Source organism: Myxococcus sp. CA051A (assembly GCF_013336705.1).
GTDB classification, from domain to species: Bacteria; Myxococcota; Myxococcia; order Myxococcales; family Myxococcaceae; genus Myxococcus; species Myxococcus llanfairpwllgwyngyllgogerychwyrndrobwllllantysiliogogogochensis.
The window spans coordinates 108,782-130,979 of record NZ_JABUMS010000019.1 but is presented as its reverse complement, the minus strand read 5'-3'; the positions used below and the strand labels follow the sequence as shown (position 1 = coordinate 130,979).

The following is a 22,198-nucleotide window of genomic DNA, read 5'->3' as shown; positions in this document are numbered from 1 at the left end:
TCAACCCACCAGCCGGACGACCACCTGGGTAAGCCCGTAGACGAGCAGCGCCATGAGCGCGGCGGCGGGGATGGTGAACACCCAGGCCCAGATGATGCGGCCGGCCACGCCCCACTTCACCGCGCGCCAGCCGCGCGTGGAACCCACGCCGACGATGGCACCGGTGATGGTGTGGGTGGTGGACACGGGGATGCCCAGCTCCGCCAGCGCGATGATGGTGACGCCGCCACCCGTCTCCGCGCTGAAGCCGCCGATGGGCGCCAGCTTCGTGAGGCTGTGGCCCATGGTGCGGATGATGCGCCAGCCGCCGAAGAACGTGCCCAGGGCGATGGCCGCGTGACAGGAGATGATCATCCACCAGTCGATGTGGAACGGGCGGTCCTTCCAGATGGTGCCGAAGAGGACCACCGCGATGATGCCCATCACCTTCTGCGCGTCGTTGGTGCCGTGGCTGTACGAGAAGATGGCGGAGGACACGAGCTGGAGGCGGCGGAACCACCGGTCCACGTAGGTGGGCGTCTGCTTGTGCACCACCCAGGTGCTGATGAGCATCAGCGTCATGCCCAGGAACGTGCCGATGAGGGGCGAGAGCACGATGAAGGCGGCGATCTTCGCGATGCCCGCGCCCATCAGCCCCTTGAAGCCCAGCACCGGCACCGTCGCGCCAATCATTCCTCCGGCGAGCGCGTGTGACGAGGAGGAGGGCAGGCCCCACCACCACGTCAGGAGGTTCCAGGCGATGGCGCCCATCAGCGCGGCGAAGATGACCGACAGCACGGCCGAGGGGCCCGCGCCGCGCAGCATGTCGAAGTTGATGATGCCCTTGCCCATGGTGTTGGCGACATGGACACCCCCGCTGAAGGCGGCGATGAAGTTGAAGAAGGCGGCCCACGCCACGGCCAGGTTCGGTGACAACACCCGGGTGGACACCACGGTGGCGATGGAGTTCGCCGCGTCGTGGAAGCCGTTGATGAAGTCGAAGATGAGGGCGACTCCGACGATCAGGATGACGGCGGCGAGTAGCATCTCAGGAGTGCTCCAGCACCACACCCTCGATGACGTTCGCCACACCCTGACACTTGTCCGTGGCGGTCTCGATGAGGTCGTAGATCTCCTTCCACTTGATGATGGTCAGAGTGTCGACCCCGCTCTTGAAGAGCCGGCCCAGCCCGGAGCGCAGCACCTCGTCCGCCTGCGTCTCCAGCCGCTTGATTTCCTTGCAGCCGGCCAGAATCTGCTCGGGCTTCTTGATGAGCCGCAGCGCCGCCACCACCTCCTGCACCTTCTCCGAGGACAGGACCAGCAGGCGCGCCAGCTCCGTCGCATCCGGCAGGCTGCTCTGGATTTCGTAGTAGTGCAGCCGGGACGCGGCCGCGTTCGCCAGGTCCAGCACGTCGTCGATGCGCGACAGCAGCGAGTGAATCTGTGTCCGGTCGAACGGGGTGATGAACTGTTTGTGCAGGCGATTGAAGGCGGTGTGGGTGACTTCGTCGCCGTGGTGCTCCACGTCCTTGAGCGCGCGGACCCGTGCGGGCACATCGCGATAGTCGCTCAACAGTTCGTACAGCATCTTCGCGCCCTGGACTGTCGCGGCGCACTGCTTGTCGAAGTCGTCGAAGAACTCGTCCGACTTGGGCATCAGCCTTTCGAGCATGGCTACCTCCCGGTTGGGCATGCCCGGGGTGTCACCTGGTCGTGACGCTCCCGTGGCGCGCCCGTGACTACCTCACCTGGGGATAATCGCCAGCCTTCCTTTTTGACTTGCAACTGAAAGCCAGTCACCACAGAGGGCGGCCGTACTCCCGGCCGGTGCTACAGGCCGGGCGCGCCAGGGGTGGGCTGCTGTCGTCCTGGCGCCCCTCTGTCTCCAGCCATTAGCCGGGGCCTGTCTCAGAGCCAGGCGAGCAGCTCCTGCTCCAGCCGCGCCCGGGGCATCGCGCCCACGAGCTGGCGGACCACCTTGCCCTCCTTGAACACGAGCAGGCAGGGCAAGGCGCGGATGCCGTAGCGCTGCGCCGCCTCCTGGTGGGCGTCCACGTCGATTTTCGTCACCTTGAGCCGGCCCCGGTACTCGACCGCCAGCGCATCGAGGATGGGGGAGATGAACCTGCATGGGGGACACCACGCGGCGGTGAAGTCCACCAGCACGGGCCCCTTCGCTTCCAGTACTTCCCGGTCGAACTCCGCGTCTCCCAGCTCGATGACGTCCGCCGCCATGTCCTGTCCTCCTCGTGGGGGCACGGCCCGTGGGGCCGCGCCTTGCGTGTGGAGGGAAGGTGTAGTGGCCCCAGGGCCCTGGAACGAGAGCCCCTGACGGAACGCTTCGTTGCGGGAAGTGCTCCTAACGGGCGCGGCCCGGCGCGGTGGCCTCTTCCCAGGGAAGCGCGGTGCCGCGCTCACCCAGGAGCGTCAGGAAGGCGCGCACCTTGGGGGGAAGCTGCCGGCTGCTGGGGTAGACGGCGAAGATGGGGATGCCCGGCGGTGTCTCTGCCTCCAGCACGGGGACGAGCAGCCCGTTCCTCACGTCGTCGACAACGAGCGACGCGGGCAGCCTCACCACGCCCAGCCCCGCGCGAGCCGCCGCCTGTCCCGCGCGCACGCTGGGCACCCGCAGCCTTCCGGTGACGGGGACGCTCCTCGCGGTGCGGCCCTCTCCGAAGAACCAGACCTCGTCGGTGCCGGGCTCGGCCAGCACGACGCAGGCGTGGCCCTGGAGCTCCGCCGGGCTTTTTGGAGTGCCCTGCCGGGAGAGGTAGGCGGCGCTGGCGTAGTAGCCGGTGCGCAGACGCCCCAGCTTGCGCGCCACCAGCGACGAGTCCGCCAGCGGGCCCGTGCGCAGGGCCAGGTCGTACTCCTCCGCGATGAGGTCGACGTGGGCCTCGGCGAGGGAGACCTCCACGCGCAGGAGCGGGTGGCGCAGGAGCAGCTCGGCGATGACGGGCGTGAGCAGCTCGCCCAGCAGGGAGAGGGTGGCGATGCGCAGGGTGCCCTGGGGCGTGGTGCGGGACTCACCCAGCGCGCGGTTCACCTCGCGGGCCTCGGCGACCAGCCGCGCGCAGTGGGCGTGGTAGTCGCGCCCGGCCTCGGTGAGCCTCAAATGTCGGGCGTTGCGCTCCAGGAGTCGCACCCCCAGGCGCTCCTCCAGGGCGGAGAGCCGGCGGCTGACGGTGGACTTGCGCAGCCCCAGTCGCGTGGAGGCGGCGGTGATGCCGCCCGCGGTCACCACCTCCGAGAAGAGGAGCATGTCATCCAGAAGGGGCGGGCTCGGCGGCACGCGGACAGCCTAACCGGGACGGTTGTCCGGCTCCTCTCCCTTCGGGCCCCCGGGCGTCACTGGGGGGTGGGCAGGGGAGGGAAAGCCGGGTAGAGGAGGTCCGATGCCTTCCCGACCCATGCCGTTGTGTGTCGCGCCGATGATGGACTGGACGGACCGCAACTGCCGGTACTTCCACCGTCAAATCAGCCAGCACACGCTGCTGTACACGGAGATGCTGACCACGGGCGCCGTGCTCCATGGCGACCGCGAGCGGCTGCTGGGCTACGAAGCGGCCGAGCATCCGGTGGCCATCCAGCTCGGTGGCTCGGAGCCGGAGGCCCTGGCCGAGTCCGCGCGCATCGCCGAGTCGTGGGGCTACGCCGAGGTGAACCTCAACGTGGGCTGCCCCAGCGACAGGGTGCAGTCCGGCCGGTTCGGCGCGTGTCTCATGGCGGAGCCGGAGCTGGTGGCGCGGCTGGTGGGCGCCATGCGCGCGGCGGTGAAAATCCCGGTGACGGTGAAGTCGCGCATCGCCATCGACGAGATGGAGGAGTGGTCCACGTTGGAGCGCTTCGTGCGCCTGGTGGCCGCCGAGGGCTGCACGCGGTTCATCGTCCATGCGCGCAAGGCGTGGCTCCAGGGCTTGAGTCCCAAGGAGAACCGGGACGTGCCGCCCTTGCGCTACGACCTGGTCCACCGGCTCAAGCAGGAGCTGCCCCACCTGGACATCAGCATCAACGGGGGCATCAAGACGCTGGATGCCGCCGCCGAGCACCTCGCGCACGTGGACGGGGTGATGATTGGCCGCGCCGTCTACGAAAACCCCTACCTGCTCGCGGACGCGGACCGTCGCTTCTTCGGCGGGCAGGAGGCTCCGCGCGAGCGGCACGAAGTCGTGGAGGCCATGCTCCCGTACATCGAGCGCAGCCGTCAGCGGGGCGCGCCGCTCAGCGCCGTCACTCGGCACATGCTCGGCTTGTTCCAGGGGCTACCCGGTGCGCGCGCGTGGCGCAGGCACCTGAGCGAGAACGCGCACAAGCCGGGCGCGGGTCCGGAGGTCGTCGTGGCCGCGCTCGCGAAGGTGCGTCGCGAGCCGGAAGCGGTCGTCGCGGCCTGAGCGTCGCGCTGTCGGAGCGGGCGTAGCGGTCCTCAGGGGAGAGAGAAGCGCCCGATGCGTCCTGCTTCCTCGGCGAACCACAGGGCTCCATCCGGGCCGACGGTGATTCCGTGTGGCTCCGCCTTCCGCGTGGGGATGGCGTACTCCGTGACGACCCCGGAGGTCGTCATCCGCCCGAGGTGATTGCTGCCCCACTGCGTGAACCACAGGGCCCCGTCGGCCCCCGTGACGATGGCGTGGGGACGTGCTCCTGAGCGGAGCAACGGGTACTCGGTGATGTTCCCCGCCGTCGTGATTCGTCCAAGCTGGTCCGCGAGAATCTCGACGAACCAGAGCGCGCCGTCGGGGCCCCACGTGATTCCCACGGGCCCCGCCTTGGCCGTGGGCAGGTCGTAGCCGGTGACCTGTCCATCCACGGTGATGCGCCCGATGCGGTTGCCCTGATTCTCCGTGAACCAGAGCGCGCCATCCGGCCCGGCGGTGATGAACGAGGGATAACAACCGGCCTGGAGCGGGAACTCCGTGACGCCGCCGTCCGGTGTGAGCCGCCCAATCCGATGCACGGACATCTCCGTGAACCAGAGCGCACCGTCAGGTCCGGCGCAGATGCCGAACGGACCGGCTTGCGGCGTCGGCAACGTGAACTCGGTCACCTCTCCGCTCATCGTCACGCGGCCCACGCGGTTCGCCTTCTGCTCGGTGAACCAGAGCGCGCCGTCGGGCCCGGCGGTGATGATGGACGGCCCGGCTTCAGGTGTCGGCAGCGGGAAGCTCGTCACCTGGCCCTGGACGTCGACGCGTCCGACTCGGCCCGAGTGAACCTCGGTGAACCACAGCGCCCCGTCCGCTCCCTTGACGATTCCATAGGGGCCCGTGGACGCGGACGCCAGGGGGTACTCGACGAACTGACCGTGCTCGGAACCAGGGGCCTGCGCCATCGGGTGTCTCCAGGAGGAACATGAAGTGCCCGTCGGACCCTCTCCCGTGAGGTCACCCACGTCCAGTGCGCGGAGCGCCCTGTCGCGCGCGTGTTCCGCTCAAGACACAACAAAGCCCGGGCCTCCTCTCGGGGACCCGGGCCTTGGGCGAAGCGGTCAGGCTCAGCCGATGACCAGCTCGCCGGGCAGCGGCTTCTTGCCACCGTCCTGGAACAGCCCGAAGTAGCTCTCCGCCAGCTTGTACTCGTTGTACGCCGGCGAGCAGGCCATGTTGCGCACCGCCATCAGCGGGTCGTTCGGCTTGCCGTCGTAGTCGGTGAGCAGGACGTTGATGCCCATGTGCCCGCCGTTCTCCGCCTGGATGCCGGAGCGCCGCTGCATCTCCTGGATGTCGCTGGCGGTGAGGTTGAGCGTGATGGGCTTGTCGTTCTCACGGGCCGCCTTCGCCTTCGCCGAGTCACCCGTGTACGAGTACACGAGCAGCTCGCGCGCGTTGTCGTCCTTGGTGTCGAACTTCATCGCGAACTTCTCGGAGCCGGGGATGAGCTTGCCGTCCGTGCCGTACTTCTGCTCGATGGTGACGTCCGGGTGGTCGCCACCGTAGGTGATGTCGGACGTCATCGACTTCGTCCCATCCGGGTGGTGGGTGATGAGGTACTCGCCCGTGTTCGTCGTGCCGTCCGACTCGATGCTGAAGGGACCCACGTCGATGCCGACCTTGCCGCCCGTCGACTCGTAGTTGATCTTGTCGAAGCGCAGCGTGTTGGCCACGCCCGGGCCTTCCTTCTCCGGCATCCGGCCGTCCTTCGCGAAGGCGTCGTACGCCTTCTTCCCGTCCGGGTTGGACAGGTCGAACTCGGCGGTGCGCAGCTTGTACTCCTTCAGCGTGTCGGAGCGGCCCATGCTCACCGACACCGGGCCCACGCCCAGGCTCACCTTGCCGTTGTTCTCGATGAACTCCGTGGGGCCCGCCGTCATCGACAGCTTGTCGCCATCGCGGCTCACTTCGATGGACATGCCCTTGCCGGACTTCACGTCGCCGGAGATGCCCAGCTCGGCCGCGTGGTAGGACAGGCCCACGTCCAGGCCGTAGCCGGCGAACTGGCCCTGCTCCATCTTCACGGAGGTGCCGTCCGGAATCGTCTCGGCGTTGAGCGGATGCGGAGGCGCGATTTCGCCACGCTTCAGCTTCTCGTAGTCGGCCTCCTTCATCTTCACTTCGTACGTCATCGTCTTGCCGGCCTCGACGCTCCCCTCCACGGAGGCGCCCACGCCGACCTTGGCCTTGGTGAACTCCACCGTCCCGGACGCGGACACGGACGTCTCGGCGTTGATGGAGACGGTGACGTACCCGTCCTCCTTCTTCACGTCCTTCTCGAGCGTGTCGCTGAACTCGACGGACACCGGACCCGCCTGGCCCGGAATCTTCGTCTCGTACGGCTCGGTGGTGACGGGGTTGGGCGCGCCGCCGATGTCCGCCGGGTAGTCGGCGACCATCATCTTCTGCAGCTCGGGCGACACGTTCGCGTCGGCCAGGGCCTGGGTGCGCTCGAGCGAGCCCGCCTCGGTGGAGAAGATCTTCGCGGCGGACGTGCCGGGGATGGTGCCCGCCTCGCTGTAGTGAGGCTGCTCCTTCAGGTACGCCGGCATGTCCTCGTAGCTCTTGCCGTTGCTCGGGTCCAACACGCGCTCGCCCTGGCGGACGACGACGTGGCCCGACTGGCCCTCGGCACCCGGGCGCGAGTCCTTGAGGAACACCAGGTCCGAGCGGCCCTGCAGCTCCGGAGAGGACTTGCTGACGAAGTCCGCGGCCTTGTCGAGGCAGTTGACCTTGCCGTCCTTGCTGTTCTCCGAGAACAGCGACGTGGAGGGCGCGCTCTTGCCGTCCAGGTTCAGCTTGTTCTTCGCGCCAGCGGGCTCGAAGGTCGACTTGTTCTTCTGCGCCTCCGCCACCTTGCGAGCGGCCTCGGCGGCCTGCTTCGCGGCGGCCTCCGCCGCCTTACGAGCGGCTTCCGCTGCCCGACGCGCCGCCTCTTCCGCGGCCCTGCGAGCCGCTTCCGCCGCACGTCGTGCCGCCTCTGCTGCCCCACCGTCACCAATGCGCTCGGTACCCATGGTGTCTCTCCTCGAAGTCGTACGAATTTCCCAATTCTCGGGAGAAGGAGCGAGAGGTTGCGTACGGGCTGGAAGTTCGTGGGGTTTTGCGGGCCGAGCCCTGTCACGGAGTGAGAAATCGGGGCGGAACCCATACGTGGAGCGAAGGTGGGCACCGGATGTGTGCCTGGTGCTCACGCCGTGTCGTGGCGGTGGATCAGCGCTTGGGGGGGCTGGTGCGGAAGCGCTGGAGCTTGGTGCGGTTGCCGCAGACGGCCATGGAGCACCAGCGTCCGGAGCGGTTCTTGGACGTGTCGTAGAAGGCTTCCTGGCAGGCGCCCGCCGCGCAGACCTTCATCCGGGGCCAGTGGCCGTCGCGTTGGGTGGAGACGACGGCGGCGAACAGTCCGCCCAGGGCCTTCCATCCGCCCGTGCCGGCGGGACGCAGCCGCACGCCGTCGGGGCCGAAGCCGACGGTGAGGGGACTGGAGGCGGCCACGCGGTCCAGGATGCGCGGCTCGGAGGCGGGCAGGGGCTCTCCGGTATGGGAGAGCAGCACGGCGCGCAGGGCCTCACGGGCCTCGATGGCGGCCTTGAAGGACTCGGGGGAGAAGGTCTCCGCTGAAGACAGGAGGCCGCGCGCGCGGCACCAGGTGGTGAGTGCGTCCGAGGTGGGCACCGCGTCGACGAGCTTCTCCACGTCCAGCGTGTTGACGAAGTCGAGCAGCAGCACGACATCCGTCGGGAGCCCGGGGCTGTGCGCATCGGCCATGGCCGGGGCCTATCGCGTCCTGGGCGTGGGCACCAGGGCCCCCAGCCCCGTGGCCAGGCTGTCCACCAGCGCGCGGGCCGCGTGGCGCTCGGGGTCCAGGCTCGGGTCGTAGATGGTGACGTCCATTCCCACCGCGAGCCCGGAGGCGACGAGGTGGGCCACCAGCTCGCCCAGCTCCTCCACGCTCAGTCCGTCGGGTTGGCGGGAGTCGACGGCGGGCATGACGTCGTCATCCATGACGTCCGCGTCCAGGTGCATCCAGAAGCCGCTGACGCCGGAGGCGCGGAACCTCGCGAGGGCCTGCTCCACGCTGGCGGCGATGCCGTCCTGGCGCAACGTGTTCAGGTCCATCCAGCCCATGGCGGTGTCGCGCACATGTTCGGCGGAGACCTGTGCGCCCCAGTGCTCCAAATCCCTGACGCCGAGCACCGCCACGTCCGTATCCCGCACCAGGGGCCCGCGTCCCTCCAGGTTGGACAGCACCGCGGGGCCACGCCCGGAGGAGAACCAGAGGTCCATGCCGGCCGCGCCGCCCAGCTCGGAGGCTTCGGGGGGCCAGAAGTCGGTGTGCCCGTCCATGAAGGCGAGGCCGTGGTGGGCGCCCGTGCGCTTCAGGCCGAGGAGGCAGCCGAGCAGGATGCTGCAATCGCCTCCGAGCACCAGCGGGAAGCGCCTGTCGCGTACGACTCCTTCCACCACGTCGGCGAGCCGCGAGCTGAACTCCGCGATTCCTCGTGGGTTGATGACCCGGGTCTCCTTGTCGCGCTGGGGCTCATAGGGACCGGGCTTCACGGTGTGCTCGACCTGGGCCTTGAGCCGATGTCCCAGGCCCGCTTCCAGCAGGGCCCCCGGAAGCAGGTCCACCCGAGGCGTCCGCCTGTCGGGGCGACTGAGTCCAAGGCCAGAGGGCGCGGCGATGAGGGCGATGGGCGGTGGCATGGGCACTCCGCGGACGGATGGGTAACCGTCGTATTGATTTAAGTGGTTTCGATGAAGGTAGCCCCGGTGCTGGGCGGATGCAACCATCCAAGTTGAATGGGTGGTTACGATGGGCACCCGAAGGGGGCACCGAGCCTCAAGAGCAAGATGATCTGTTGGAGCAGCTCCGGGGTCGCCACTCGAGTGGAGCCACCCCGACGATGAAGTGGTGAATCAAGGGCCCCGGAGCGCCTGAGTGCGCCGGGGCCCTCGTATTCATGGCGAAGGGGTCAGCCCGCTGGTCCGCTACGGGAGGCGAACGAAGCGCAGGCCGTACCAGGAGCCGCCGATGCGGGTGCGACCGTAGAAGCTACCGGCCTTCATCGAGTACTTGTAGTTGACCTGGGTCGGCGGGGTGCCCGGCGGCCCGGCGACGCCGCCATTCTGGACGTAGCGGATGCCCGCGTTCGCGTCGAACCACCAGGTGTTCTGGTGGCTGTAGCACTGGGGCTTCTCACCCTGGCCGGAGACCCACCGGAGCTTGTGTGCCTCGTTGATGTCGCTCACCATCTTGGTGTGCGCCGCGTACCGCGTGTTGTAGGTCCAGTCGATGGCATCCATGACGTTCCGCTCGATGGCCTTCCAGACGTTGGTGTAGACACTTCCGATGAGCGTGTTGATGGCCCCGCTGATCCAGTCCGCGACGTTCTGGGTGGTGATGGGGCCCCCAGGGCCGGGAGGATTGAAGTTCACGGCGATGTTGGCCGCCTTCACCACCCAGTTGCCAATCTTGTAGTCAGCCAGGCTGCTGAGCTTCGGCTTGACGAGGGTGTTGAAGTACTGGGGATAGGGAACGATGTAGCTGGTATCGAGCTTCATGTTGTCCATGCCGACGACAATCTCATCGCCGTAGGACGGTCCCCAGTAGCCGATGCCCAGGAAGCGCTTCTTGCGCTGCAGCTTGGCCTTGATGTCGATTTTGTGGAACCCGACCTCGACGCCGAAGAGCTTGAACTGGAAGCCGGGTGACTGGGCCTTGAAGACGAAGCGCCTGTTGCCGGGCATGCCGACCGACTCGGAGCGACTGAAGTTCGAGCCGACCGTATAGGCAGGCATGTTGAACGCGGGCGGCGTCAGGTTGCAGCTGGGCGGAGGCGTGGAGGCGCCATCGCAGATCCACTCCTGGAGGCCGTTGCCGGAGTACGTCTGACCGCAGCCCGCGACGTTCCACAGGTTGGGGGGCTTGGCGGTGACGGACACCGCGGTGACCGAGCTCGTCCCCGGGAAGAACTTCCGACAGTACGTGAGCGGCGCGATGCTGGCGCCCGAGGTGCAATCGGAGTCCTTGAGCCAGGCTCCGCCCGCGGCCTTGTGCGCGTTGACCTTGCCGGACCAGTACGAGATTCGACCGAGTTCCGTGCCGCCCAGCGCCCGGACCCGCGAATCATCCTCTGCCTGGGGCGCGCCCCGCTGCCGGCCGAGGAAGTCCGCGACCTGTGTGGCCCCACTCGCGGCGGAGGGCTCGTCGGCGAAGTCCGCCATGGCCAGCGTGGTGCCTCCGCCGCCGCCACCCTCGGCGTCGAAGCCGAGCAGCTTCACCGACGGCGTGCCGAAGTTTCCAACCTTGCGGATGACGCCCGGCAGGACCTGATACGCGCCGTTGGGGAGGGCGACCTCTCCCGGAATCGACTGGAAATTGGGGTCGGTGTTCATCGCATAGGCATGGGTGTTGAGCCAGGCGCGATAGGCGGGGATGGACGCCGCGTCGACCTGGAACACGCCCAGGTTGGTGAGCTGGTAGAGCTGGCCTTCGACCATCACCTGGAGCTCCTGGTCGACGAGGCGGCGCAGGGTGTCGTCCTCGGCGAGGAAGGCCTTGAGGTCGTCGACGAACTCGGCGTAGTCGACGTCGACGATGGCGTCACCCGGTTGCTCTCCCGGGCGGGCGTTGTCCAGATACGTCTTCGCGCTCACGAACCCGGCGGGCAGCATCTGGTCCTGACTGGGAGCCGCGGTGATGTTGTAGACCACCGTTCCCTGGCAGGTGCCCGTCGAGAAGCAGCCGAGCCGCACCTCGAACGTACCCGTGCGGTCCGCGGTGTAGGCGATGCGACTGCCGTGGTCGCTGCAGGCGTCGTCACTGCCGAAGAGGTCGACATTGCCGTCGGCGTCGATGAGCTTCAGGTACGTATCACCCACCAGACCGGAGCCCGCGAGGCCGCAGGTGCCAACGTCGAGCACCTGCCCCTGCGTCAGGTGGAGGACCAGGGTGGAGTAGTTGGTGCTGGCGTTGTTCGTGTTCGAGCCCGTGAAGGTCCGTGCGCCGATGAGCGCCCCGTTCGCGTCGGGCGACAGGACCGAGTAGCTGACGGTGCCGCTGCAGGCGCCGTCCGAATAGCAGCCCATCCGGACTTCGTAGACCCCGTCGCTGGGGGCCGTGTAGGAGATGCGGCTGCCCGTGCCGCCACACGCGTCGTCGCCGGACGCGACCTCGGCGCCCCCGACGAGTGCCAGGCGCAGGAGGGTGTCTCCGGTGAAGGAGGCGCCGTCCAGGTCGCAGGTGCCGACCTCGAGCATCTGTCCGGCGTACAGTCGCACCTGGAAGCTCGGGGAGTTGGTGGTGGTGCTCGTCGTGGCGGAGGCGCTGAAGGGAGTGAGGCCGCTGCTGCCGGTGCTCCCGCCGGTGACTGAGTCCATCGCGGCATAGAAGGCGATGAAGTTGCTGGCCGTCCCGAAGTTCAGGACGCCATTCGGGAAGTTGCTGTCCACGAGCAGCGCTGGCGCCGTCCACGGGCGCGGTGGATAGACGCCATCCAGGTCGATGGAGCCGCTGGCGGCCTGGAGTTGGGAGGACGGCTCCTGTGGAACAACCGCCTCTTCGCCGCCACAGGCCAGAAGCCCGAGCGTACATGCTGCAATCAATAACGTTCTCATCCGAGTTGTCTCCGCTGGAAACCGGCGCGAGCCACGGTACGGCCGTAACTGATGCAACCGTGGAACCGCTGGTTGAGCGCCAATACCCTGTTTCAGGAGACACGCCAGGGTGTCACAGGGGACGTCGCGACGGGCATGCCAGGTGTGGTGACTGTTTTGACATTCCGAATCGCCCGATATAGCGCGCGAGCCCGCGAGGCCTCGGGAATGACACTGCTTTCGCGAGACATGACTCAGTCGATGCGCTTCGCCAGGACTGCCCCCAGGGAGTCCCTGGGCGTGACGTCACGGCGTGGCGGCCACGCCGACGTCCTCGGCGAAAGGCACCGTGAAGCGGAACGTCGCGCCGTGTCCCCACTCACTCTCCACCCAGATGCGGCCACCGTGTGCTTCGACGATTCCACTCGCGATGGCGAGCCCCAGGCCCGTCCCCTCGTACCGGGTCTCGCCGCTGCGCCAGTACCGGTCGAACAGGTGCTTGATGTCCTCCCTCCGAATCCCCGGACCATCGTCCGCGACCGCGAACATGCACTCGTGCAGACGCGCCTCGACGCTGAGGGTGATGCTCCCGCCCTCCGCGGTGACCTTGGTGGCATTGCCGACCAGGTTGGACAGAACCTGGAGGATGCGAACGCTGTCGCAAAGAATGGGCGGGAGGCGCGGCTCGACCTCCGCGGTCATCGTCAGCAGATGTTCCTGCGCGACGCGCTCGAAGCTCGCCAGCGTCTCGTTGACCATCGCGCCCGCGTCATTCGGCTGACGCTTGATGGAGAGGTGCCCGCGCTCGATGTTCACGAAGTCGAGCAGGTCGTCGATGAGCCGCATCATGCGCTCGGCCGCGCGTTGGATCCGCTCGACCCCCAGGGGAACAGGAAGCTCGGTCCGCCGCCTCGCGGTGGCTCCCTGCTGTGTGAGCGCGCCGGCGGTCATGATGATGGTCGAGAGGGGGTTCTTCAGGTCGTGAGACACCACCCCGAGGATCTGCTCACGCTCTCTCACCGCGACCTGCGCCTGTTTGTAGAGTTGGGCATTCTCCCTGGCGAGCGCCTCGTATTTGTCACTCGAACTCTCGGCGACGAGGCGGTCTCGGTCGGCCGCGGCGCCTCGCGTCTCCGCCTGGGAACGCTCCTCCTCGGCGTTCTCGCGTCGGGTGATGTCGCGCCGCCACGCGCGGTCGCGCTCGAGCGCGATCGCGAGCTGATTGGCGATGGCATTGACGAAGATCAGGTCCTTCTTGTCGAGGGACATGGCCCCTTCGAGCTGAAGGGCACCGAAGAGTGAGTGCTGGGCCACCACGAGCGGGATGACGATGAACCGCTTCTCTTCGTTCCCTTCAAGCTTCTCCTGCCAGGGCAGCAGGGTCTCACCCGGCTGCTCACTCAGTCCGAGGGACTCGGTCGACTTCGCGCCGACGAGGTAGGCGTAGGCTGCCTCCGCGTGTTCCTTGACCGCTCGCAGCCGTTCGGAATCCTGAAGTTCGGACGGCCAGACGATCATCTTCGACCGGCCGTTCTCTGTCTCGATGAGGACCGCGCTGCGCAGGGGCAGCGACTTCGCGAGGATGCCAAGCGCCGGGTCGAAGGACTTCGCGACGCTCTCGAAGCTCGCGAAGAGCTTGCTGATTTCATACAGGTGCTCGAGCCGCCGATAGGCCTGCTCCAGGCTCGCGAACGAAGGGTCGGCGGGGGGCGGGTCCCGCGTGCGCTGCCCGCCTGTCTCTTCTCGCGAATCAGGGTGGGGTCCCTTGTTTCGCCGACCAGAGCTCATCAGCGCCTCGTGTCTTCGGGGGCGGACCAGGAAGGCGTCGGGAGCTCACTCACGGACGAACCGATTCGCAGCCCTCCCCGCGAGACCGTCATGAAATACGTGCGTCGATCATGCTCACTGCCACGAGTCTTCACGACCGTCAGCGTAGGCGCCAGGCGGCCCGCTGCTTCCTCGTAGCGCAGCATGAGCAGGTTGTCGGCGATGGGGGAGAGCCCCTGGTCGGTGACTCGCTCCATGGAGAAGAGCGAGGCCGACTCGAGCGTGAGGACGCTGGTGATGCCGAGGGTCTTGAAGCGGACCACCAGTTTGTAGAGCACGTGACGGAACTCGTCGATGGGCGTGTGTGCGGTCAGCAGCTGCGTCGCGGCGTCGAGCACGACGCGTGAGGCCTTCAGCGCCATGATCCGGTCCGACAGCACGGTCAGGAACTGCCCCGCGCGCAGGTGCTCCCGGGAGACGTAGAGCACCTGGATGAGGCCCGCGTCGAGCTGCGCGCGCAGCGGCAATCCCAGGGCCTCGGCGCTGGCGAGCAGTTGCTCGGGCCCCTCTTCCATCGAGACATAGAGGCCCGGCTCCCCAGCCCTGGCGCCCTCCAGGAGGAACTGGATTCCGAAGGTGCTCTTGCCGACGCCCGCGCTGCCAGAGACGAGGGTGGCGCTTCGCCTGAGCAACCCGCCGCCCATCAGCCCGTCGAGCCCGGGAGTGCCAGAGCGCAGCCGGGAGGATGCCTCCAGCGCGGGGGGAGGAGCCTCCACGCGGAGCTCTTCTCCGTAACGAGGGAAGATGGAGACCCCCCCGGCGCCAATGGCCATGGCGTGTCGGCCCTTGAGGTGAGCGGTGTTGCGAAGCTTGTACACCTCGACGTAGCGCTCGCGCTCCAGGCCCTCCTCCGTGGAGCTGAGGATGATGACGCCGTCCACCACGGTCTCCTCGACGCCCCTTCGGCTGACCTGATGGGAGCCGTAGGGGATGTCGGTGGGAAAGAAGCCGACGGCCTGGGCGTTCTGGACGATGCTGCAGAGGTGGAAGACCTTCTCGCGGCTGAGCTGCGGGTCCGTCACCTTGTCCAGGAACACCGAGACGGAGTCGATGACCACGCGCCGGGCCTTCAGGGCCTTGATGCGCTCGCGAATCATCAAGAGGTGGGCCTCCACCATGATGTCGGGCTGGGGGATGAAGACGATCTCCACCATGCCGCGCTCAATCTCCCTGTCGAGCTCCCAGCCGAGGCCCTTCGCGGCGGCGCGGAGGCGCTCCTCGCTCTCCTCGAAAGAGAAGAGGATGCCTTTCTCGCCCGCGAGCGCGCCCCGGTAGATGAACTCGAGAGAGAGGACGGTCTTTCCAGTGCCCGCGACGCCGCTGAGGAGGAGGCTGGACCCCCAGGGGATGCCGGGCCCGAGAATCTCGTCGAGCTTGGTGATGTGAGTCCTGCAGCGCTCCTGCGAGTTCTCCGGAATCGACTCGCGTTTGATGGCCTCGCGGGGAGCGAACATCTCCAGTCCGCTGGAGGTGATGAGGAAGGGATGCTCGTCCCGGCTGTGGTCCGTCCCCCGCATCTTGACGATCCTGAAGAAGCGCTGCTGCTCGCCCTGGGACACGCGCTGGGAGAGGACGAGGAGGCCGTCGACGATGGAGAAGAGGGGATTGCTCTCGTAGTCGGCGGGCCCGTATTCGCCGAGGAGCAGCGCGGTGGTCTCCCAAGCCATCAGGTTCACGGCGATTTCATAGCCGAACATCCGGAGCTCCTCCTTGGAGGTCGCCAGGTCGTCAAAGGCCTTGAAGCTGTCGATGACGACGATGTCTGGCTTGACCTGCTTGAGGTTGTCCATGATGAGCGCGAGCGCCGCATCGAAGCTCCTCAGCCGCAGCATGGCGCCGAGGTCCACGAACTGAACGCCCTCCTCGAACTTCTTCGGGTCGAAGAACGAGAACTGCTGGAGGTGCCGCAGCGTCTTCGCGGTCGGCTCGGAGAGGGTGTTGAAGGCGAGGACGCGGTGGGCGGCCGAGGCGTTGTGGAAGCAGATCTGCTGGGTGAGGGTCGTCTTGCCAGACCCGGGCGGGCCGCACACGGCGGTGACGGAGCCCTTGGGCAGGCCGCCCTTGAAGAGTTCATCGAGGTTGGGGACGCCCGTCTGAAGGCGCGGGATTTCGAATCTCTTCGTCATGACGTTGTGTCCTCGCCCGCGGCGACGCGTGGGCGAACCGCCTCCGGAAGTGCGACTTTGGAGAGCTCCGCATGCAGCTCCGGCGTTAAGATTTCAGCGGTCAGGTTGCCGAGCACGGTGAGGAACTCCACGAGCACGAATCGACTGCCCTCCCTCAAACCGGAGTCGCGCCCGGCGCGGACCTGTGCCCGGAGCTCTTCGAACTGGAGCCCCCTCTGCCGTTCGACCTTGAGGGACGAGAAGAGCGGGAACTGCTCGGAGGCATTGTGCAGAACGCGTCCAGCGATGGCGCTCAGAGTCACTTCTCCCAGCGTGGTCAACGTCTGTTTCCACAGCACGGTGAGGGCCGCTTCGAAGAGCTGGAGAAAGGCCTCCGTCGACAGATTCCTGTCGGCTCGGTCGAGCCAGGCGTCGACGCAGGTCGCGTGTCGACCTTCGTCAAGCACGGTTGCCCTCACCCGCCTGAGCGCCCCGTATCTCTGCTGGAAGGGCGTCGTCCCCGTGCTGAAGGAGCAACGTGCTCAGCGTGGCGGTGGAGCGGCCCACGTGCTCACCGGTGCCAAGCGGAAGCCGGGACGCCAGGGCTGACGTGGCTTGGGTGATGCACGCCCGAAGTGCTCTGACTGCCCATCGCATTCTTTCCCGCTCTCGTCGTTTTGGACGCCCCGTCGAGATGGACGGGGCCGTACGGGCTGCACACAGGCGGACGAACAGATGCGTCAGACCGACTCAGTCGCAGGGCTGGTACTTCGAGGAAATATAGGGTCGATTGTTCAATCGAGGAGCGGCTGACAGGCGGGATGTGCGCCAGTTCGTACGCCAGTCAATACCACAAGGTGGCTCGCAAGGGCTCCGCCACCCCACCTTCAGGAATATTCCGCTGCTGAGCGCCGCCGGGTCGGCACGACGGCTGGGAGCACGGGAGCCTCACGCGAGCAGTCCGCCGCGACACCTTCCAACTACCCAGCCTCGCGGCGACAAACTCGCTGGGAGATTCATCGACCCCATGACGCGCCCGACCGCGATGGCATGTCGCAGCGTATCCATGCGAGCGCCGCCCTGCCGCCAGGGCGCGGGGACTCCCGGCGCATATCGCGAGCGCTCATCTACGTGGGTTACAGGTTGAAGGCGGGCGGCATGCAACTCGTCCGCCGGGACGCGAGGACCGGGGTCGCCACCTGGGATGTCCCCATTCCCCGCTCCAAGGACGGCTCGCTCCCCTCCAGCATCCGGAAACGGGGCGACCGGCTCTATGTGCCACACTGGATGTGGCTGGATGTCTTTGACGCGAAGACAGGCAACCTGCTGGGCACCCTCGGCACCTGGTAGTCCCGGCCCTCCACACTTCCTCCATACCCTCCGCGCATCCTCCTCCCACCTTGCCTGGCGCTTGGGGCGCCACAGAGGGGGAGACAGTCATGACGGATGTGAATCAAGGGTGGGATGCGGCGGTCAACCTGGACGCGTCGCTGCTGACGACGATGGCGAAGAACTTCAGCGCGGGGGCGGAGGACCCGACCATTCCCCTGAAGAATGGCTCGGTGACGCTGGGGTTGACGGAGCTGGCGCTGACGTTGGACCCGAAGGCGGGCGAGGTCGTCTTCAGTGCCCCCTGCACGGGGACGGTGGCGCGCCAGGACATCGACGGGACGCTGAGCATCGGCATCAAGCTGGCGAGCCTCGCCATGGGCTGCGTCTATCCGGCGTCGTACCTCGCCACGAACGGCGCGGCAGACTGCCGTGCGCTCGCGGGCGGGACGTGGACCCTGGACAGTCAGGCGCTCACGCTCGAGGCCTGGGTGCGCGGACTCTCCACCGCGCCATGGACACTGGTGTCGCTGCCCGCGGAGGGCTTCTCGCTGAGCGTGGAGGACGGCCTGCCCGTGGTGACGTGGGGCGGGCAGCGCTACCCGGCTCCGGGGACGGCGGCGGTGCTGGATGACGGCCTCTGGCACTTCGTGGCGGTGTCCGTCACCGCGCAGGTCATCACCTTCTACGTGGACGGCCAGTCCAAGGGCACCGCGACGCTGTCCTCGCGGCAGAAGACCTCCGGCAAGGACCTGAGCTTCGGCCAGGGCTCTCAAGGAGACCTGACCCAGGTGCGGCTGTGGAACGTCGCTCGCACCGCCGCGCAGCTCCAGCAGGCCATGAACGCCACGCTGCCCTTGCCCCAGCCAGGTCTCCTGGGCGTGTGGACGTTCGAGTCGAGCCAGGTGGTCAACGCCGTCAACAAGACGCAGGGCTCGCTCCAGGGAGGTGCCATGTCCGTCACCGCCTCGAAGTCGACGTCCGAGGACGACGCGAACGCCCACAACTTCCTCTGGTTCCTCGACCCGGAGAACACCTTCACCGTCACGATGAGCCCCCCGTCGAGCGTCTCGTCCCTCATCGAGTCGGCGACGCTTTCGCTCCTCCAGTCGTCCGTCACCCAGGGCAAGTCCCTCTCCGTGACGGCGGCGCCGCCGCGCCTGCCCACCACCGCGGTGTTCTCCGTGACGGACAGCAACGACCCGGACTGCATCCTCCTCCTGATGAACGGCCACGCGCCGCCGCCGAGCTGGCCCGCGCCGGTGCCTTTCCCCACCGCGCCCGCGTTCACCACCTCCGCGCAGCAGAACGCCGCCATCCTCATCGATGACGCCTATCTCCTGGAGCAGATGCTGCCGAACATCGCCGACAAGATGGACATCCCCGAGTCGGACCTGCACGTCACGGGGAGCCCGCCGGTGCTCTCGCTCATCAAGCCCACTGACGCCAGCCTCAACGGCTCAACGTTGCACCTGACCTCGCTCACGTTCAGCGTCACGAACCGCGGCATCGCCATGGCGATGAAGGGCACCGCGCATCACATGAAGGTCTCGGTGTCCGGCACCCTCACCCTCACCGTCAAGGCGAACAAGGAGGGCGTGCAGGAGCCGTACTACGACATCGCCAACCCGAAGGTGAGCATCACCCCGGACACGAGCGACCCGGTGGTGCAGACGTTCGAGGCACTGATGGGCAGCGGCCTGCCCATCATCGCGATGCTCGCGGGCGTCATCGCGGGCATCTACATGGCCGTGATGTATTTCATCCAGAACAAGGCGCAGTCGACGCTCGCCGACCTGCAGGACTTCATCGACCTGAAGGGCACGGGGCAGACGTTCGCGCTCCAGAAAATCCTGTTCGACAGCGGCGTGTACTTCTACGGGCAGCTCACGCCCGGCGGCTCCGGCGCCCAGCGGGGTGCGTCCAGTTCGGTGAAGAGGGCCGCCGCCCCCGTGGTGACGGACTTCAACCCCAAGGGGGGCGCGCCCGGCACCATGGTCACCATCACCGGTACGGGGCTGGCGGGCGCGAGTTCGGTGCGCTTCAACCAGACGCCCGCCGACTACTTCCGCACCTGGAGCGACAAGCAGCTCGTCGCCCGCGTCGCGGAAGGAACCACCAGCGGCCCCATCCAGGTGTCCACGGCCGCGGGCAGCGCGGTGAGCACCCAGCCCTTCTCCGTGGCCCAGGCTCCGAACCTCACCGACGTCTACCCGCCCAGCGCCCAGCTCGGTGAGGACGTGAAGCTGTCGGGCACGGGGTTGCTCACAACGCAGGCGGTCTACTTCAGCGAGGACATCCTCGCGTCGTTCTCCCCGGTGTCGGACGTGCTGCTCATCGTCACCGTGCCCGGCGGCGCCATCTCCGGCCCCATCACCGTGGTGACACCGAGCGGCACGGCCACCCAGGAGGGCTTCACCGTGCAGGGCAGTCAGGTGCCCTCCATCTCCGCCTTCACGCCCACCTCCGGCGCGGAGGGGACGGAAGTCACCGTGACGGGCTCGGGCTTCACCGGCGCCACGGCGGTGACATTCGGCGGGGTGCCCGCCTCCGGCTTCAACGTGCTGGATGACGGGCAGCTCACCGCGGAACTCGGACTGAGGACCCCCTCCGGCCCCGTGCGCGTCACCAACAGCCGGGGCACCGGCATCTCGAACGCGGCCTTCAACGTGCTCCCCGCGCCGCGCATCGACGGCGTCTCGCCTTCGCATGGAAAGCCGGGCACGGAGGTGACCATCACCGGCTCGGGGCTGTCGGGCACCACGGTGGTGCTCATCGGCACTCCCTCGGTGGAGGTGCCCTTCACCGTCGTGGGCGACACGAAGCTCACCGCCACGTCACCCTCGGGGACCACCAGTGGCCCCGTGTCCGTGCAGTCGCCCTCCGGCATGGCCCACTCCTCCGAGGACTTCACGGTGCTGAGCGTCACCGCGCCCGCCGTCACCGACGTGTCGCCCCTCACCGGAGGGCGGGGCACCGCCGTCACCCTCACGGGCACGGGCTTCACCGGGACGACGGGCGTCAAGTTCGGCGGAGTGTCCGCGGGCGTCTTCGAGGTGACGAGCGACACGCAGCTCCTCGCCTACGTGCCCAACAGCGCCAGGAGTGGCACCGTCAGCGTCACCAACACGGTGGACACCCGCGACTCGTCGCAGACCTTCACCTGCGTGGCGGCGCCCACGGTGACCCAGCTGTCGCCCACGACGGGCAAGGCGGGCACGCAAGTCACGCTGTCGGGGACGAACCTCACCGGTGCCACGAGCGTGCGCTTCGGCACCCACTCCACCGCGGAGGCCCTCATCACCCTCCAGGGCAGCACCCGGCTCACCACCACCGTGCCGCCTGGTGCGGTCAGCGGCAACATCCTCGTCACCACTCCCGGGGGCACCACGGCGAGCCGCTTGGCCTTCACGGTGAGCACGAGCACGAAGCCCACCGTCGCCAGCTTCTCTCCGGACTCCGGTGGAGCGGGCACGCAGGTGACGGTGACGGGCAAGGGTTTCACCGGGACGACGGGGGTGAACTTCGGCGCCACGCCGGCGCGGACCTACGAGGTGCACAGCGACACGGAGCTGGTGGCGGTGGTGGACACCGGCACGAAGACGGGGCCGCTGTCCGTCACCAACGACGCGGGCCCGGGCTCGTCCTCGACGGCCTTCACCGTTCCGCACGCGGTGTGGATCGACAGCTTCTCGCCCGCGCGCGGCGGGGTGGGCACGCAGGTGTGCATCCGGGGTGGCGGCTTCACGGACGTGCAGCGCGTCAGCTTTGGCGACTCGGCCATGCCCGCGAGCTACACGGTGCAGAGCGACACGCAGCTGACGGCGGAGGTGCCCTCGGGCGCCATCCAGGGCCCCCTCCAGGTCGTCACCGCGCAGGGAGGCGCGCGGTCGACGCAGCGCTTCTCGGTGGACTCCAGTGTGCAACCCACCGTCACGCGCATCACCCCGATGTCCGGCCCCACCGGCACGCAGGTCACGGTGGAGGGCTCGGGCTTCACCGGGACGACGGGCGTATTCATGTATGGCGGCACGCCGGTCGACCGCTACCAGGTGGTGAGCGACACGCAGCTTGGCTTCCACGTCCCTCAGGACGCGCAGTCGGGGCCCATCACCGTCGCGAACAGCCTGGGGACGACTCCCCCCGACCCGAACTCCACGTTCGAGGTGACGCCCGCCGCGAGCTCCACGCCCCGGGCCGTCGCCAGCTAGGCTGAACCCCGCATCGGAGGTCGTCCGCCATGGACTCGCAAGGCCCCATCCTGGTCGTGGAGGACGACGCTCCCATCGCCGCGGGCATCGTCCGCGGGCTCAAGCTCGCGGGCTTCCAGGTGTCGCTCGCCACCGACGGGCGCCTGGCGCTGGAGGCCGCCCAGAAGGAGCCTCCCGCGCTGGTGGTGCTGGACCTGAACCTGCCGGGCCCGGACGGCTTCGCGCTGCTCGAGGCCTGGCACCACCGGCTCCATGTCCCCATCATCGTCCTCACCGCGAGGCAGGAGCTGGAGGCGCGGCTGCGCTCCTTCGGGCTGGGCGCGGCGGACTACCTGGCCAAGCCCTTCTGGATGGAGGAACTCATCGCCCGTATCCGCGCCAGGCTCCGCCTGCCGGACACGCCCGCCCGCCGGGTGCTGCGCTGGGCGGACGTGAGCATCGACCTGGATGCGCGCACCGTCACTCGCGAGGGACAGGGCCTCGTGTCCTTCACCCGCACCGAGCTGGACGTGCTGCTGTACCTCGCCGAGCGCCCTGGCCGCGCCCTCACGCGAGAGCAGATCGCGGACCAGGTCCTGCCGACCAACGAGGAGCGGGACGCGCGGACGGTGGACTCCCACGTGGCCCGCATCCGCAAGAAGCTGGGCTCCGCGGGCGCGCACGTGCGCACGGCCTGGGGCATCGGCTACCGCTTCGACCTGGAGGGTGGCGCGTGAGG

16 protein-coding genes are annotated in these 22,198 nt (G+C 67.9%); 4 read left to right on the top strand and 12 right to left on the bottom strand.

Features of this window, described 5'->3' with window-relative positions:
* From HUA74_RS37690 to HUA74_RS37675, 4 genes are all read right to left on the bottom strand, one after another.
* A complete protein-coding gene (locus HUA74_RS37690; protein ID WP_141643834.1) occupies window positions 1-1,026 on the bottom strand; it encodes an inorganic phosphate transporter in 1,026 nt (341 codons plus the stop codon).
* Window position 1,027: 1 nt separating this feature from the next.
* Complete coding sequence (locus HUA74_RS37685) at window positions 1,028-1,654, bottom strand: DUF47 domain-containing protein (RefSeq protein WP_174458456.1); 627 nt, start codon at window positions 1,652-1,654, stop codon at window positions 1,028-1,030.
* 236 nt (window positions 1,655-1,890) lie between these two features.
* A complete protein-coding gene (trxA, locus tag HUA74_RS37680; protein WP_141643836.1) occupies window positions 1,891-2,217 on the bottom strand; it encodes a thioredoxin in 327 nt (108 codons plus the stop codon).
* A gap of 124 nt (window positions 2,218-2,341) precedes the next feature.
* Window positions 2,342-3,244 (bottom strand): LysR family transcriptional regulator, encoded by a 903-nt coding sequence (locus HUA74_RS37675; RefSeq protein ID WP_174458455.1) that lies wholly within the window; start codon window positions 3,242-3,244, stop codon window positions 2,342-2,344.
* 133 nt (window positions 3,245-3,377) lie between these two features.
* On the opposite strand from HUA74_RS37675, the gene dusA reads away from it, so the two are divergent.
* Window positions 3,378-4,373, top strand: a complete 996-nt coding sequence (dusA, locus tag HUA74_RS37670) for a tRNA dihydrouridine(20/20a) synthase DusA (protein WP_141646607.1) — start codon at window positions 3,378-3,380, stop codon at window positions 4,371-4,373.
* Between the two features lie 32 nt (window positions 4,374-4,405).
* On the opposite strand, the gene HUA74_RS37665 is transcribed toward dusA, so the two are convergent.
* The 8 genes from HUA74_RS37665 to HUA74_RS37630 all read right to left on the bottom strand — a co-directional run bounded on the left by HUA74_RS37665 (window position 4,406) and on the right by HUA74_RS37630 (window position 16,407).
* Window positions 4,406-5,311 (bottom strand): Virginiamycin B lyase, encoded by a 906-nt coding sequence (locus HUA74_RS37665; protein WP_174458454.1) that lies wholly within the window; start codon window positions 5,309-5,311, stop codon window positions 4,406-4,408.
* Between the two features lie 162 nt (window positions 5,312-5,473).
* Window positions 5,474-7,426, bottom strand: coding sequence for a hypothetical protein (locus HUA74_RS37660; RefSeq protein WP_174458453.1), 1,953 nt, complete (start codon window positions 7,424-7,426; stop codon window positions 5,474-5,476).
* A 196-nt stretch (window positions 7,427-7,622) separates the two neighbouring features.
* On the bottom strand, window positions 7,623-8,177 hold the full coding sequence (locus tag HUA74_RS37655; RefSeq protein ID WP_174458452.1) for a CGNR zinc finger domain-containing protein: 555 nt from the start codon (window positions 8,175-8,177) through the stop codon (window positions 7,623-7,625).
* 9 nt (window positions 8,178-8,186) lie between these two features.
* Window positions 8,187-9,116 carry an arginase family protein gene (locus HUA74_RS37650; protein WP_174458451.1) on the bottom strand — a complete coding sequence of 310 codons (930 nt, stop codon included), beginning with the start codon at window positions 9,114-9,116 and terminating at the stop codon, window positions 8,187-8,189.
* Between the two features lie 285 nt (window positions 9,117-9,401).
* A complete protein-coding gene (locus tag HUA74_RS37645; protein ID WP_174458450.1) occupies window positions 9,402-12,017 on the bottom strand; it encodes a hypothetical protein in 2,616 nt (871 codons plus the stop codon).
* Between the two features lie 297 nt (window positions 12,018-12,314).
* On the bottom strand, window positions 12,315-13,796 hold the full coding sequence (locus HUA74_RS37640; RefSeq protein WP_174458449.1) for a sensor histidine kinase KdpD: 1,482 nt from the start codon (window positions 13,794-13,796) through the stop codon (window positions 12,315-12,317).
* On the bottom strand, window positions 13,796-15,961 hold the full coding sequence (locus tag HUA74_RS37635) for an ATPase domain-containing protein (RefSeq protein WP_141646602.1): 2,166 nt from the start codon (window positions 15,959-15,961) through the stop codon (window positions 13,796-13,798). The genes HUA74_RS37640 and HUA74_RS37635 overlap by 1 nt, the downstream gene beginning before the upstream one ends.
* On the bottom strand, window positions 15,958-16,407 hold the full coding sequence (locus tag HUA74_RS37630) for a hypothetical protein (RefSeq protein ID WP_141646601.1): 450 nt from the start codon (window positions 16,405-16,407) through the stop codon (window positions 15,958-15,960). Before HUA74_RS37630 ends, HUA74_RS37635 begins: the two co-directional genes overlap by 4 nt.
* Window positions 16,408-16,990: 583 nt before the next feature.
* Here HUA74_RS37630 and HUA74_RS37625 point away from each other — a divergent pair.
* The 3 genes from HUA74_RS37625 to HUA74_RS37615 all read left to right on the top strand — a co-directional run bounded on the left by HUA74_RS37625 (window position 16,991) and on the right by HUA74_RS37615 (window position 22,196).
* Entirely contained in the window at window positions 16,991-17,290 is a 300-nt protein-coding gene (locus tag HUA74_RS37625) for a hypothetical protein (RefSeq protein WP_254625437.1), read from the top strand.
* A gap of 89 nt (window positions 17,291-17,379) precedes the next feature.
* A complete protein-coding gene (locus HUA74_RS37620) occupies window positions 17,380-21,480 on the top strand; it encodes an IPT/TIG domain-containing protein (RefSeq protein ID WP_174458448.1) in 4,101 nt (1,366 codons plus the stop codon).
* A gap of 29 nt (window positions 21,481-21,509) precedes the next feature.
* A complete protein-coding gene (locus HUA74_RS37615; RefSeq protein WP_141646599.1) occupies window positions 21,510-22,196 on the top strand; it encodes a response regulator transcription factor in 687 nt (228 codons plus the stop codon).
* Window positions 22,197-22,198 lie beyond the last annotated feature (2 nt).